Here is a 14,100-nt window from a genome sequence, read left to right on the forward strand (position 1 = left end):
CGGGGCTTCATGAGCCGCTGCCAGTCCACGATTGTCCGATCAGGCGCAAGCTGCCGTGGCTGCATCGGTGATGGTGAACCACCTTCCCGTTCGCCAAGTCTGATCAGGAGCGCTCGCGCGCAGTCACGGGGCAAAGGATATCTCAATTGTTTTTCGGGTAATCTGAAATTCGCCGGCGATAATCAGAACTTTTCATGCGCTATTGCTAAAATGGTGAGCTCCCAAAGGCACGAGGCAAGTCAAAATTCTAGCGCCGGCGCGAAACAGGTTGGAATTGTGGCAAAAAACTGTTACGCGCTGATGTCATAAACTTTTGATTTGCAAGTTCCAAGGAGCGGCTTCGAGAGAAGGCAAAACGAATGAATCTCATCGTCAGAACCGTGGTGGTTGGATTTGTTGTTTCCGTCGGTTTCGGTTCCGCTTCCGCATTTGCTCAGAAAGCATCTTGCAGTTGCGCGACTGCCTATCATGGTGCGTCAAATCCGGTTGGATCCATTGTTTCCGTCAATGGCGATGTGATGGTGTCGCAGGCCGCCAGCTACGGCCCGGCCAAGGCAGGAAATATGCTTGATTCCGGCAGTCGTGTGGTGGTCGGCGCCAAGGGGTCGGCGTCCGTGGCCGTTGGCGGCTGCAACCTGGATGTGCCGGCGAGTTCGAGCCTGGATGTCTCTCGCGTCGAGGGCAACATCTGCCTCAAGCTGGTTGGCTCCGAGCAGACCGCCGCCATCCAGCAGTCTGGCGGAGCGGTCGGCGGTTTCGGTCCGCCCGAGGGAATTTTTTCTGGTGCGCTTCTTGCGACCGGCGTGCTTGCGGCTACGCAGGACGACGACAGCGCTGTCAGCCGTTGAAGGCTGTGGCCCATTGCCGTGATTGGCCGCGGCGCGCCGATAGTGTCTTTAGATGGGTTCGTTAACTGTAGTTGTTGAAATAGTGTGGGCGATCCTGGCGGGGAATAGCTGGTTTCGATGGGGCGGAAATGACGGGTCGAGTTGGAGTTGTTATTGCTTTTGTAGCGCTCGCAGCGGGAAATGTTTTGTTTGCCGGGTCCGCGGCTTTCGCACAGGCAGCGCAGTGTTCCTGCCTTGCGGCCATACCGGTTTCGGGAAGTGTGATCGGCCAGTTGACCAACGTCCAGGGTGACGTGCGGATGTCACAGGCTGGCGGTTATACCGGTGTGAATGGCGAGGCGCCGGTCTATTCGGGCGCACGCATCATGACGGGGGCGCAGGCTTCGGCTTCCCTGGTTGTGGGCACCAATTGCGCGTTCAACGTTCCGGCGAATGTGACCGTCCAGATCGACCCTGCCGAGGGCGGTATGTGCGTGTCGTTCGATGCACCGCAAGCCGCTGTCGTGCCGGCCGGTTCCGAGCCCGGCGTTTTGCCGGTTCTCCTCGGTGCCGGTGCGATTGGCGGTGGCGCGGCCCTTCTTCTCGGCCTGCAGGATGACGATGACGCCGTCAGCCGCTAGTCGGTCGCCAGCGTTCCTGTTCTGCGTAAGCTTGTGAAATGCGTCATTCGCCGCCATGCGGGTGATGCGTTTGTATTTTGTCGAGGCAGCGGCGTCGCTTTGCCTCCATGCAGACAGAAACGCCAATGATTGACCTGCATTCCCATATTCTGCCTGGTCTCGACGATGGCTCTTCCAGTCTGGCTGAATCGCTCGAAATGGCGCGGCTGGCAGCGGCTGATGGGACAACGCATATGGTGTGCACCCCGCACGTCATGCCCGGCGTCTATGAGAACGGCACGACAAATATTGCCCAGGCAGTCGAGGCGCTGGTCAGGGAACTTGCTTGCGCCAGCATCCCGCTTGTCCTCTACGTCGGCGCCGACGTTCATGTTTCGCCTGATCTTCCCGACCGGCTGAAGCTCGGCAAAGTGCCGACGTTGAACGGATCGCGCTATTTCCTCTTTGAGCCACCGCATCACATCTTGCCGCCGCGGCTCGAGGATCTCGCTTCCCGCCTCGTTGGCGCGGGCTATATTCCGATCCTGACCCATCCTGAACGGTTGACCTGGATCAAATCGAACTATGACGTAGTCGAGCGATTGAACGCATTGGGCTGCCTTATCCAGCTCACGGCGGATTCGGTCGTAGGAGCCTTTGGCCGGACCGCTCTCTACTACTCGGAAAAGCTGCTCGACGAAGGCAGGGTGGACATCATCGCATCCGATGCGCACGGCCCGTCGAGGCGTCGGCCGGGGCTTTCCCAGGCGGTGGTCGCCATCGCAAATCGGTGCGGCGAAGATGAAGCCTACAATATGGCGGTGAAACGCCCGGGCGCGATATTGCAGAATCAGCTGCTCGCGCCCATTGGAAAAGTGAGCACCAAGAAATTGTATGCCGGCAGCGCGAGCCGTTTCGGCGGATTGGGTCGGCTGTTCAAGAGCGGGTCTCTGGGATGAACATTTTCGATCTTGCCAGAAACAATGCAGGTATGCCGACGCTGGCCGCGTTGCTTGCACTCTCTGCTTGCGCGAGCTCTTCTTCGACATCATCGACGGCCTCCGTCGAAGCGTTGCAACCGACATCGTCTTCGACGGCCCTTGCCGGCGGTGGTGCGCTGCAGGTGGTGAAAGACCTGCCAGCGCCGCAAAACACGCAAAATGGCAGCGAGCAGCCGCTGTCAGCCAACGACGTGCTCGAAGTCAGCGTCTTCCAGGTCGATAATTTGAACAGGACCGTTCAGGTCGATGCCAGCGGCCAGATTTCCCTTCCGCTCATTGGCGCGATGACCGCGGCCGGCAAGACCGTTCGTCAGCTCGAGAAGGAAATCGAGACCGCGTACGGCGCAAAATATCTGCAATCGCCCGACGTGACGATTTTCGTGAAGGAATCGGTAGGCCAGCGCATTACGGTCGACGGCGAAGTCAACAGGGCAGGCATCTATCCGGTGTCCAGCAGCGCTTCCCTGCTGGATGCGATCGCGCTCGCCGGAGGATTCAATGCTGTCGGCGACGCCGGCAAGGTCTTCGTCTATCGCAATTTTGGCCAGAGCAGGCTGGTCGCCAACTACAATGTCGAGGAAATTCGCGCAGGCAAGAATCGCAACCCGCGCATCTACGGCGGCGACGTGATCGTCGTTTTCGCTTCGAAGTCGAAAATCGCGATGAACAATCTCAAGGACGCGTTGGGTCTCGCCTCGAGCGCGGCCCGCATTGCGGTCATTCCATAAGACAGGCACGGCCGGCCCACGGACAAACCAGGATGACTTTGCGCCATGCTCGATCGCAACAGGCAGCCCCAAATTGCCGGTCCCGGACATGGCCAAGCCCTGTCCGCGGATCTTTATTACGATGGGGCGCAGAATTATAGCCCGTATGGCCGTGACTATGCCGCCCAGGACGAGGGCTTCAATCCGCTCCGTTTGCTGTTCTATGTCATCCAGTATCGCTGGCTGATCGTCATGATGGCCGTGGCGGGCCTCGTCGCCGGTGTCATTGTGACGATGATGCAGACACCCAAATATCAAGCGACGACGCAGCTGGAGGTTCTGGTCCCTTCGGCAAAGGTCTTCCAGGACATTGAGGTGGTTTCCGAAAACAGTGACGTCCGGGCGTTTCTGACCGCCCGGGAGAAATTGAAGAGCAGGGCCTTGGCGCAGCGCGTGGTCTTTCAACTGGGCCTAGCCGAAAAGCCGGACTTCCTGTTTCCGACTCCGAGTTTTTCAATCGGCAACATCTTCTACCGCGCCTTCGGAATTTCCAAATCGCCCTCGATCCAGGAAAAGACGCCCGAAGAGCGGGAAGGCATGGCGATCAAGCGCGTCCTCGATGACCTCACGGTCAATCTGGTGACGAACACCAGCCTGTTGTCGATCACCTTCGTCGACCAGAAGCCGAAATATGCGAGCGATGTCGCCAATCAGGTCGCCCAGAGCTTCATCGATCAACGTCTCGACCAGACCAGCGAGACGTCGGATCTGGCAAGGCAGTTCATTCAGGAGCAGGTCCTGCAGGTCAAACAGAAGCTGCAGAAGTCCGAGGAGGAACTGGTCGCCTATGCCAAGGATGCCGGCATTACCGTCACCGGCGGCGACAAATCGCTGATCGGGTCAAACATCGAGGCCCTCAACACGGCACTCGCGACCGCAATCCAGGAGCGTCTCGATGCCGGGCGGATGGTGGATCAGGTGGACAAGGGGCGTGGCGCCAGTCTCGGTCCGGTTCTGGAGAGCGAAGGCCTGCAGAAGCTCAGTGAAAAGCTCGCGGACCTCACAAGCCAATACCAGCAGAAATTAGGCATCCTGAAACCTGGCTTTCCAGAAATGCAGCAGTTGCAGTCGCAGATCAAGGAACTGCAGCGGCTCTACAACAATGGCGTGCTGGCGATAACCGACTCGCTACGGTTGAAATTTCAGGAAGCGCAGAACAAGGAAGCCGACCTCAAGGCCAAGCTCACGGAGCTGGAAAAGCAGCAGATCGTCTTCAACGACAAGAACATCAAATACACCATCCTCAAGCGCGAGGTCGATTCCAACCGGTCGCAGTATGACGGCCTGATCGCCAAGCTGAACGAAGTCGGCGTGAGTTCTGAGCTCAAGACGCAAAGCGCTGCCGTTGTCGATTTCGCGACCCGGCCCTTGAGCCCTTATTCTCCTCGCCTCAGCATCAATCTTGCAATAGCCCTGGCGCTGTTCATGGCCTTGAGTGCGTCGATCATCTACATCGTCGAATTGCTCAACAACACCTTTACAAATCCGGAGCAGATCGAAAAAGAGCTCGGATTGGCCATGCTCGGCATCTTGCCGCTCGTCGATGACCGGGAACTCATAGCCAGCATAGCCGATCAGAAGTCGGGGCTTTCGGAGGCCTATCGTTCGTTGCGGACGTCGCTGCAATTCTCAGGAGCGGAAGGGGCGCCGCGTTCGCTGCTGGTGACCAGCTCCGAACCGTCGGAGGGTAAATCGACCACATCGTTCAAGCTTGGCCAGGATTTTGCCGCTCTCGGCGCAAAGGTTCTGCTTGTCGACGGTGATTTGCGCAAACCCAATCTGCATCGGCTGTTCGGCCTCGACAACGCGATCGGCTTGAGCAATCTCCTGACAAACACCGTTCGAAAGGAAGATCTGGCTGGCATCTTCAGAGCGACGAAATATCCCAATGTCACTGTTCTGACGTCGGGGACGATACCGCCGAACCCGGCGGACCTGCTCTCTTCGCCCAAAATGGCGCTGATCATCACCAATCTCGGCAAGCGCTTCGATCTGGTCATCATCGATGCGCCGCCCGTCGTTGGCCTTTCGGATGCGCCGATCCTCGGCCGGCTTGCCGAAGGCACGCTGATGGTGATTTCCACCAACCAGGTAACCCGCAAATCCGCCAAAACGGCTCTGAAGCGTCTACGAGCAGCCGGAGCGAATGTCATCGGGGCAGCGATGTCGAAATTCCAGGTGAACAAGTTCGACTACAACTACGCCTACAAATACATGAATTCCCAGTATTACGAATACGGCACGAATATCCCGAAAATCGAGGGCAAAGTCGATGGTGGAGCAGGCCAGCCCGCGCATGCAAAGTCTCCTGCGTTCAGGCGTTTGGTTCGTCGCCTCCGTTCTGGTGTTGATGGCTTCGTCGACCGGGCTAAGTCGTCTTCTTGAAACGGGAACGCCAAGCGTCTCTCTCGCGCTGGATCCGTTGAACGTAGATGCTTTGATAGGCGAGATCGCCGGCGAACTGAACCAGACGAACGACGGTGCCGATCTCGACGGGTTGGCCGCAAAGGCCCGGAATGCGCTTCGCTTCAACGTCGCGGATGCACGCCTCTATAGCCTGATCGGTGAGATCAAGTATCGCCAGGGCGAGAAGGACCAGGCGTTCGAACTCTTTGATCGGGCTCGAATGCTGTCCAAGACCGAAATACACGCATTGCAGAGATCCATCGATCGCTCCGTCGAGACGGGCAACCTGGTAAGGGCTGTAGCCGAGATCGATATCTTGCTGCGTCGGTGGCCTGATCAATTTTCAACCGTGGCCGCCGGTTGGCCGGCCATTCTCGCCAATCCCGAAGGGTACGGGGCCGTGCTCGCCGCCATCCGGGCGGAGGCGCCATGGCGGGGCAAGCTTTTTTCGACCCTTGGCCAGAACCCCCAGGGTTTGGCAGCCGCAAACCAACTGTTGCTCGATCTCGCGGGGTCCCCGACGTCTCCAACGTCCAACGAATTGTCGGCCGTGATCGATGGCTACATCAAGCAAAGGCAATATGACCCGGCCTATCGGCTGTTTCTCTTCAGCCTGTCCGACGAGGAACGGAAACTGGGCGGCTACATTTTCAACGGCGGCTTCGAACCGGTCCACAGCGGCAAACCATTCGACTGGGTGATACACGACCGGTCGGGTATGGAGATCACCTTCGCCGGATCGCGGGATGCAGGTGAAAGCGACAGCGGAGCGACGATTCGATTTCTGAACACGCCCGTCAAGAACGCGGCGCTTCAGCAATTTATCGAACTTCCTCCTGGCTCCTACAGGATTTCCCTGAACGCTTCGGCCACGAATCTCAAACTGCCGAAGGATTTGTTCTGGTCTCTCAGATGCGTCGCTCCCTCACACGAGATCGCGCACTTCAACATACCGGAAGGCACCTTCAACAGGCGAAGCCTGAGCCTGGACTTCACGGTTGGGCCGGTGGCGTGCCCGATGCAGTTGCTGAGACTGGAAACGGCCGCGATCGCACAGAGTTGGCGGTTTCGGTATGTCGGGACGTTGGTCATGCACAAATTGAGCATCGAAAGAGTATCGTCGTGAGAGAACGGTCGCGACAGCCCACGCAGTGGGATAAATATCTGCTTGGCTCGGTGCTCTTTCTATCGATGCTGATTGGTGGCGGCACCGCGAGCGGTCTGTACACCGAGACGCTGATCGAGATTGCGGCGGTCATCTGCGCCGCGGCGATCCTCTCGAGGCCGTCGGAACAGGCAATTCCCCGCGCCGTGTTGTGGTTGCTTGCTCTTGTGGTTGCGGTGTTCTGTTTTCAGGTCGTGCCGCTGCCCGCGACCCTGCTCGAGGGGGTACGGCCCGCGGTGCTGCTTGCGGATCCATGGCTGGATGGCGAAAGCCGGTTGCGCTTCGTCAGCGTCGGAGTGGGGCGCACCATCGAGTGCATGCTCTATTTTGTCGCGGCCGCGGCGTTCTTCCTCGCCGTCCTGCGCCTGCGCGCCGAGCAGGTCCACGGTCTTCTGCCGTTCTTTTTCATGGGGGTGATCTGCAATGGCCTGGCGGCGGCGATCCAGTATTCGCTCTCCGATACCGTTGCCATCGAGGGACTGCTGCCGTTTACCATCAATGCGGGTCTCTTGCCAACCAGAACCACTTCTCGGCCTTGCTCTTCGTCTCGATCCCCTTCGTGGTATATTATGGCTTGTTCCGCGGCCACCTTCTGTCAGGAGCGCTCGGTCTGGTAACCCTCCTGCTGCTGCTTCTGGCCGCCGGTTCGCGGGCCGGCATTTTGATCGGGCTGGCGATCACCGCCATCTCCGTTGTCTTCCTGTCCGCGCGCTCGAGGGTTGGTGGTTATGGCATCCTCGCGGTTTTCATCGGTCTTTCGATCTACACGATTGGCGCGTGGGCAAAGATCGATGCCAAAGTGGTCGACCCGGCCTTCGGACGAGCCGAATTCGCACGGACCACGATTGAGGGAATTGAACAGAATTGGACCACCGGTGTCGGATTTGGCGCTTTTCAGAAGGTTTACCAGATCCATGAAAAAGGCAGCATGATCTTCAAGTCTTATGTCAATCATGCGCACAACGATTATCTGGAATTGGCGCTAGAGGGCGGTTTGCCAGTTATCTTGCTGATGGTTGCCTATGCGGTGCTGCTGTCCGCATCGTCCACCAGAATTCGCGGGGAACCGTTGCAGAAGGCGGCTTTTCTGTCGCTAGCTTTTCTGCTCGTTCATTCCCTCGTCGATTATCCCCTGCGAACCGCCGCCCTTTCGATGACGTTTGCCTGTTTGAACGGTATTGTCTTTCACCGCGGTTTTGCCGATCGGCTCAACCAGAGGGATGAATTGGGCAAGGCCAGCCGCCGCGACGAGGACAATCTGCTTGTCCCGGCCAGGGCATCGGCCTTGCCAAGGTAGGACCAGGTGGGTTCGGCCGAAGCGGGAGGCGCCAGCCGATTGCCCGTGCGTGGCCAATGCGTTTGTTGTGTGCCGCATTGACAAGCCAATGCATGAAACCTAAGCACAGGCACTCAGGGCCGGGGGGCTTTGGCATGTCGAGGAGAGCTTCTTGAAAGGAATTATCCTTGCTGGAGGCAGTGGAACGCGTCTCTATCCACTAACATTAGCAGTCTCTAAGCAAATTCTTCCCATCTACGACAAGCCGATGATCTATTATCCGCTGAGCGTTCTGATGCTCGCGGGAATAAGAGAGATCCTGGTCATTTCGACGCCGCGTGATCTGCCGGCTTTCCGCGACTTGCTCGGCGACGGGTCGGATTTTGGGCTGGCGCTGTCCTACGCCGAGCAGCCGCAGCCCAATGGCCTTGCCGAAGCCTTCATCATCGGCCGCGATTTCATCGGCAAGGACGGCGTGTCGATGATCCTGGGCGACAACATCTATTTTGGTGACGGGCTGTCGCAGCTTTGCCGCGCCGCTGCATCGCGCCAGACAGGCGCTTCGGTGTTCGCCTACCATGTCGAGGATCCTGAACGCTATGGCGTGGTGTCCTTCGACAAGGCGACCGGGACCGCGCTGACGATCGAGGAAAAGCCACAAAGCCCGAAGTCCAACTGGGCCGTCACGGGTCTCTATTTCTACGACAATGACGTCGTCGACATCGCCCCGACCATCCGCCCTTCGGCGCGGGGCGAGATCGAGATCACGGCGGTCAACAATGTCTATCTCGAGCGCGGCCAGCTTCATGTTCACCGGCTGGGACGCGGCTATGCCTGGCTCGACACCGGCACGCATGACAGCCTGCATGAAGCCTCTTCCTTCGTGCGCACGATCGAACACCGCCAGGGCATCAAGGTCGCCTGTCCGGAGGAAATCGCCTTCGAACAAGGCTGGCTGAGCGCTGACGAGGTGTTGCAGCGTGCAGCTCGCCTGGGAAAGAACGAATACGCCACCTATCTGCGCCGGCGTGTCGTCGATCTTTCGGAGGGCTAGATGCTGGAGGTGAGATCCCTTGGCATCGACGGGGTGCTGGAAATCGTTCCCAAACGCCATGGCGACGCGCGCGGTTTCTTCATGGAAACCTACAATGCCGAGCGCTTTTCGCAGGCCGGCATCGACCTGGTTTTCGTGCAAGACAACCACTCCTATTCCGCCGCTGCCGGCGTGCTGCGCGGGCTCCATTACCAGCTTGCGCCGCGCGCTCAGGACAAGCTGCTGCGCGTCATCAGGGGCGCGCTGCTGGACGTCGCGGTCGACATTCGCCGCAGCTCGCCGACTTTCGGAAAATGGGTTGCGCTCGAAATTACCGCCGAAAAAGGCAACCAGATCCTGGTGCCCAGGGGCTTCGCGCACGGCTTCGTCACGCTCGTGCCCGACACCGAGGTGCTGTACAAGGTGACCGACACCTATTCGCCCGAGCATGACCGGTCGATCCGTTTCGACGATCCTGCCATCGGCATCGAATGGCCGTCGCTGGCCGGCGGCTTCCAGCTTTCGGACAAGGACCTCAAGGCGCCGCTGCTCGCCGTCGCCGAGGTATTCGCCTGATGGGTGTTTGCGTGAGGACTGCGGTATGAATTTTCTGGTGACGGGCGGTGCCGGCTTCATCGGCTCGGCGGTGTGCAGGCATTTGTGCGCCAACCCGGCCTACCGGGTGACCAATCTCGACAAGCTGACCTATGCGGGCAATCTGGCGTCGCTGCGGCCGATCGAGAACGCCCATAATTACAGCTTCGCCCAGGCCGACATCTGTGACGAGAGGGCGGTGCTCGACCTTCTGCGCCGGCACGATATCGACATCGTCATGAACCTGGCCGCCGAGAGCCATGTCGACCGCTCGATCGACGGACCGGGCGCCTTCATCGAGACCAACATCGTCGGCACCTACAAGATCCTCAACGCCGCGCTGGAATACTGGCGTGGCCTGTCCGATGACAGGAAAAGCCGCTTCCGCTTCCATCACGTCTCTACCGACGAGGTGTTCGGCGACCTGCCTTTCGACGGCGGCATGTTCGTCGAGGAGACGCCCTACGCGCCGTCCTCGCCCTATTCCGCGTCGAAGGCGGCCTCGGACCATCTGGTGCGCGCCTGGCACGAGACCTACGGCCTGCCGGTCGTGCTTTCCAACTGTTCGAACAATTACGGCCCCTATCATTTTCCCGAGAAGCTGATCCCGCTCGTCATCCTCAACGCGCTCGACGAAAAGCCGCTGCCGGTCTATGGCGCCGGCGCCAATGTGCGCGACTGGCTGTTCGTCGAGGATCACGCGCGCGCCCTGGAACTCGTCGCCACGAAAGGGCAGCCGGGCGAGAGCTACAATGTCGGCGGCAATTCGGAACGCACCAACCTTGCCGTCGTCGAGACGATCTGCGACCTGCTCGACACCAGGCGTCCGCGCGCCGGCGGCAGGCGCTATCGCGAGCTGATCTCCTTCGTCACCGACCGTCCCGGCCACGACCGCCGCTACGCCATCGACGCCACCAAGATAAGCCGCGAGCTCGGCTGGACACCCAGGGAGAATTTCGACAGCGGCCTGGCCAGGACCGTGGACTGGTTCCTCGACAACGAATGGTGGTGGGGACCGATCCGCGAACAGCGCTATGCCGGCGAAAGGCTGGGCGAAGCCCGCAAGGTGGGCGCGTGAGGCTCCTCGTCACCGGACGCGACGGCCAGGTCGCGGCAGGCCTGCTCGCGGCCGGCCAGGCGCGCGCCGGCGAGGAGGTCGTCGCCATCGGCCGCCCGGAGCTTGACCTGGCACGGCCCGACACCATCATCGACGTCATCGCGGGTGCCAAGCCCGATATCGTCGTATCCGCTGCCGCCTACACCGCCGTCGACCAGGCCGAGGACGAGCCCGATCTGGCCTTTGCGGTCAACGCGACCGGTGCCGGCAAGGTGGCGGAGGCCGCGGCGCGGCTGGGCGTGCCGGTCATCCATCTTTCAACCGACTATGTCTTCGACGGCACCAAGGCCGATGCCTATATCGAAACCGACCCGACTGCGCCGCTCGGTGTCTACGGCGCCTCCAAGCTCGCCGGCGAGCAGGCGGTGGCATCAGCCAATCCGCGCCACCTGATCCTGCGCACCGCCTGGGTCTACAGTCCGTTCGGCAAGAATTTCGTGAAAACCATGCTGCGGCTGGCCGCCGACCGCGATGAGATTTCGGTGGTATCGGATCAATGGGGAAATCCCACATCCGCCCTTGATATCGCCGACGCGATCTTGCATGCGGCCGCACTGCTGCATGGCGACAAGGGCTTCGCCGCATTCGGCACCTATCACCTGGCCGGCACGGGCGAGACCAGCTGGAGCGGCTTTGCCCGTCATATCCTCGACACAAGCCGGGGGGTTGGTGGTCCTTGGGCGCGGGTACGGGATATCACGACCAAGGACTATCCGACGAAAGCTAAGCGGCCTGCGAATTCACGCCTCAACTGCGATAAATTGGCTGCAACGTTTGGCTGGCGGTGCAGGTCTTGGCGCACTGTGTGCGACGAGGTAGTTGAGCGGTTGACCGTCTGTTAGGATTTTGTCGAAATCGGCTGAGTGCAACATCAGACCACAATGACACGAGCTGCAACCCACAGAGGCTATAATAAACCTGCCTTGGAGTACTCGCGAATGAAGGATGCCAACCACGGACCGGACGTTGTTGGGAAGAATTATCTAGAGACGATCGCCAATATCCACTCAATTCTAAAACCGCGATCGTATTTCGAAATCGGAGTCCAATTTGGAAATACTCTTGAGCTGGCCAAATGTGAAACGGTAGCGGTAGACCCCTACTTTGTTTGTGCAAAGAACATCCTTGGCAGAAAGCCCCGTTGTTTTCTCTATCAGCAGACCAGCGACGATTTTTTCAAGGAAACGCGTCCAAGCAAGGTCTTGGGGAAGCCAGTAGATTTGGCCTTTCTAGACGGCATGCATCTGTTCGAATTTCTCTTGCGCGATTTCATCAATACCGAGCGAGAGTGCACGACAGACTCGATCATTCTCATGCACGATTGTCTCCCTCCCGGCTACAAGATGACCATCAGGGATATGAAAATGGCGATCGAGCCTACTGACAACAATTTTCCAGGGTGGTGGGCCGGTGACGTATGGAAGGTGGTCCCCACTTTGCTGAAATATCGCCCCGATCTAAATATAACTGTTACAGACTGCGCGCCAACCGGGCTGGTCGTCGTTACCAATCTCAACCCCGAGAGTACAATTCTGCAGGATACCTATGAGGAGATCCTGAAGACATTTAAGGCCGACAGTCGGGATGAGTATGACGACTATTGGAGGTCGATCAAAATCGTTCGAGAAACGGCGCTCAACATCGCAGCAAGGCACCGACCATTCGCCTGATCTGGAACGAGACGGTTGAGAGATACTGGGTTGGTCTCGTCTGCCGCCGCGCGCCCGCTATGATAAGTGGAAAGATCGCGCCAGCCAATTGACTCTGCGGCTCTGCCAAAGCAGGTAAGGTTTTTCACTTTTCCGTTATCCGGGCCTGATACCTACATGATACCTGCTCTATTCCTTCATATTCAGAAGACAGCCGGAACGTCTGTGCTCGCGAAGGCATCCGAACTGTATGGTCGAACAAATTGCTGCATGCACGGCGACTATCTCAGTTGCGCACCGGAACAGCTCGATCCACTAATGATGGTATCCGGCCATTTCGGTTTCGACTACGCCGAACGCTTCATGCCGGGACGTTACAGCTTCACCTTCCTCCGGGATCCCGTCGAACGGCTGCTTTCATATTACAGCTACTGCCGTGGCGCGACGAGGGATGAATATGAAATCCATACGTTGGCACATGACAACGATGCCGAAACGTTCTTTCGGGCAGGAGAAACGGCAAGGTCCAAGTTCGCTTCGCACATGTGGAATCATCAAGCATGCCAGCTGGCGTCGGGCTGGGGCGCCTCGTTGGTCGGAAAGGCTGATATCGAACCAAGCGAGTTGCCGCCCGAGGAGATTCTCGATCGGGCCAAAGTCAACCTTGCTCGCTTTGATTACGTCGGACTTGTGGAAGATTTCGAGGCCGACAATGCTGCAATTTTCGCCGCGCTTGGCGATACGTCAACGGACGTTTTTCGGATCAACGCTGCACCGGCCCGAATAACGCGAGAAGAACTTCCCTCATCGACTCTAGAACTCTTAACGACGTTGACCCACATCGATCAGCAGCTCTACGACTGGGTAGTTCGACGGCAGCGGGCTTCCAGCATATCAGCCCGCAGAGATGAAACTGCGGCGCTTGCCGAACCCAAATGTGGCTGCTTCACGCCGTCGCAAGCATGAAGCAGCGCTGGCTTCGAGGATGATTGAAACGAACCTCTTTTTCGATGTGCCAGCCTGTCGATCCCGCCATAAACTCAATGTCGGCGACCCTGTAGTGATACGGATCCGCGTCACCATAAGTAGTTATGCCGCCCCTCGGATGTGAAATGGGCCGCCACAATGGCATACCATCATCGCATACAAAAAAAGTCGCAAAGAACCTACCGTTGACCGTCATTGTAGGTCGAAGTTTCTCAAGGCAAGTCCGAATGAGGTTGATTGGCAGGTGTGTGAATAGCGACAAGGCCAACGCGTAGTCAAACGTGGCCTTCAACTTGCCGACATCGAAAGCATCTGTCACCAGCAGGTTAGTTCGCGGCACTTTCTTGTCCAGTTCCAGCGGCATTAATTCCCGGTCGTAGCCGGCTTCCATGATGCTGGCGTTTATGTCAGCGCCGAAATAATTACCAGCATCAAGATAGCCGGCGAAATGGACTCCACCGCGGAAACTGCCGCAGCCAAGGTCGATCATCCTATGACAGGGCTGCAGGCCACCATCGACCAACAAGTCGAATTGCAGGCGACCGATTTCGTCCCACATTCCGCCAATGATGCCGCGATGATCGCCCGACTCCATTGCTCGGGCAATGGCGTCGGTGCGATGATAAGCGCTTGGAAGTCTCTGATCATCGGTCATTGA

15 protein-coding genes are annotated in these 14,100 nt (G+C 58.6%); 14 read left to right on the forward strand and 1 reads right to left on the reverse strand.

Features of this window, described 5'->3' with window-relative positions; genetic code table 11:
• Positions 1-359: 359 nt before the first annotated feature.
• The 14 genes from FJ943_RS27295 to FJ943_RS27355 all read left to right on the forward strand — a co-directional run bounded on the left by FJ943_RS27295 (position 360) and on the right by FJ943_RS27355 (position 13,421).
• Positions 360-848 (forward strand): hypothetical protein, encoded by a 489-nt coding sequence (locus FJ943_RS27295; protein WP_140726537.1) that lies wholly within the window; start codon positions 360-362, stop codon positions 846-848.
• A 185-nt stretch (positions 849-1,033) separates the two neighbouring features.
• Positions 1,034-1,468: a hypothetical protein gene (locus FJ943_RS27300; RefSeq protein ID WP_140726540.1), complete on the forward strand. Its 435-nt coding sequence runs from the start codon at positions 1,034-1,036 to the stop codon at positions 1,466-1,468.
• Positions 1,469-1,593: 125 nt separating this feature from the next.
• On the forward strand, positions 1,594-2,406 hold the full coding sequence (locus FJ943_RS27305; RefSeq protein WP_140618677.1) for a CpsB/CapC family capsule biosynthesis tyrosine phosphatase: 813 nt from the start codon (positions 1,594-1,596) through the stop codon (positions 2,404-2,406).
• A 32-nt stretch (positions 2,407-2,438) separates the two neighbouring features.
• Entirely contained in the window at positions 2,439-3,176 is a 738-nt protein-coding gene (locus tag FJ943_RS27310; RefSeq protein WP_224526015.1) for a polysaccharide biosynthesis/export family protein, read from the forward strand.
• Between the two features lie 45 nt (positions 3,177-3,221).
• Complete coding sequence (locus tag FJ943_RS27315) at positions 3,222-5,600, forward strand: polysaccharide biosynthesis tyrosine autokinase (protein ID WP_140726543.1); 2,379 nt, start codon at positions 3,222-3,224, stop codon at positions 5,598-5,600.
• Entirely contained in the window at positions 5,488-6,747 is a 1,260-nt protein-coding gene (locus tag FJ943_RS27320) for a hypothetical protein (RefSeq protein WP_246671947.1), read from the forward strand. The genes FJ943_RS27315 and FJ943_RS27320 overlap by 113 nt, the downstream gene beginning before the upstream one ends.
• Positions 6,744-7,403, forward strand: a complete 660-nt coding sequence (locus tag FJ943_RS30080) for a hypothetical protein (protein ID WP_246671948.1) — start codon at positions 6,744-6,746, stop codon at positions 7,401-7,403. The genes FJ943_RS27320 and FJ943_RS30080 overlap by 4 nt, the downstream gene beginning before the upstream one ends.
• On the forward strand, positions 7,361-8,083 hold the full coding sequence (locus FJ943_RS30085) for an O-antigen ligase family protein (protein ID WP_246671949.1): 723 nt from the start codon (positions 7,361-7,363) through the stop codon (positions 8,081-8,083). The genes FJ943_RS30080 and FJ943_RS30085 overlap by 43 nt, the downstream gene beginning before the upstream one ends.
• 151 nt (positions 8,084-8,234) lie before the next feature.
• The gene (gene rfbA, locus FJ943_RS27330; RefSeq protein ID WP_140726546.1) at positions 8,235-9,116 is read left to right on the forward strand and encodes a glucose-1-phosphate thymidylyltransferase RfbA; all 882 of its coding nucleotides are present in this window, start codon (positions 8,235-8,237) and stop codon (positions 9,114-9,116) included.
• Positions 9,117-9,671, forward strand: coding sequence for a dTDP-4-dehydrorhamnose 3,5-epimerase (rfbC, locus tag FJ943_RS27335; RefSeq protein WP_140726549.1), 555 nt, complete (start codon positions 9,117-9,119; stop codon positions 9,669-9,671). It abuts the gene before it with no gap.
• A gap of 25 nt (positions 9,672-9,696) precedes the next feature.
• Positions 9,697-10,767 (forward strand): dTDP-glucose 4,6-dehydratase, encoded by a 1,071-nt coding sequence (gene rfbB / locus FJ943_RS27340; RefSeq protein WP_140726552.1) that lies wholly within the window; start codon positions 9,697-9,699, stop codon positions 10,765-10,767.
• A complete protein-coding gene (gene rfbD, locus FJ943_RS27345) occupies positions 10,764-11,648 on the forward strand; it encodes a dTDP-4-dehydrorhamnose reductase (RefSeq protein WP_140726555.1) in 885 nt (294 codons plus the stop codon). The genes rfbB and rfbD overlap by 4 nt, the downstream gene beginning before the upstream one ends.
• Positions 11,649-11,744: 96 nt before the next feature.
• A complete protein-coding gene (locus FJ943_RS27350; RefSeq protein ID WP_140726558.1) occupies positions 11,745-12,476 on the forward strand; it encodes a class I SAM-dependent methyltransferase in 732 nt (243 codons plus the stop codon).
• Between the two features lie 156 nt (positions 12,477-12,632).
• Positions 12,633-13,421: a sulfotransferase family 2 domain-containing protein gene (locus tag FJ943_RS27355; protein WP_140726561.1), complete on the forward strand. Its 789-nt coding sequence runs from the start codon at positions 12,633-12,635 to the stop codon at positions 13,419-13,421.
• On the opposite strand, the gene FJ943_RS27360 is transcribed toward FJ943_RS27355, so the two are convergent.
• Complete coding sequence (locus tag FJ943_RS27360) at positions 13,402-14,097, reverse strand: class I SAM-dependent methyltransferase (RefSeq protein WP_140726564.1); 696 nt, start codon at positions 14,095-14,097, stop codon at positions 13,402-13,404. The genes FJ943_RS27355 and FJ943_RS27360 overlap by 20 nt on opposite strands.
• Positions 14,098-14,100 lie beyond the last annotated feature (3 nt).

The organism is Mesorhizobium sp. B2-3-10 (assembly GCF_006442275.1).
In the GTDB taxonomy this organism is placed as follows: Bacteria; Pseudomonadota; Alphaproteobacteria; order Rhizobiales; family Rhizobiaceae; genus Mesorhizobium; species Mesorhizobium australicum.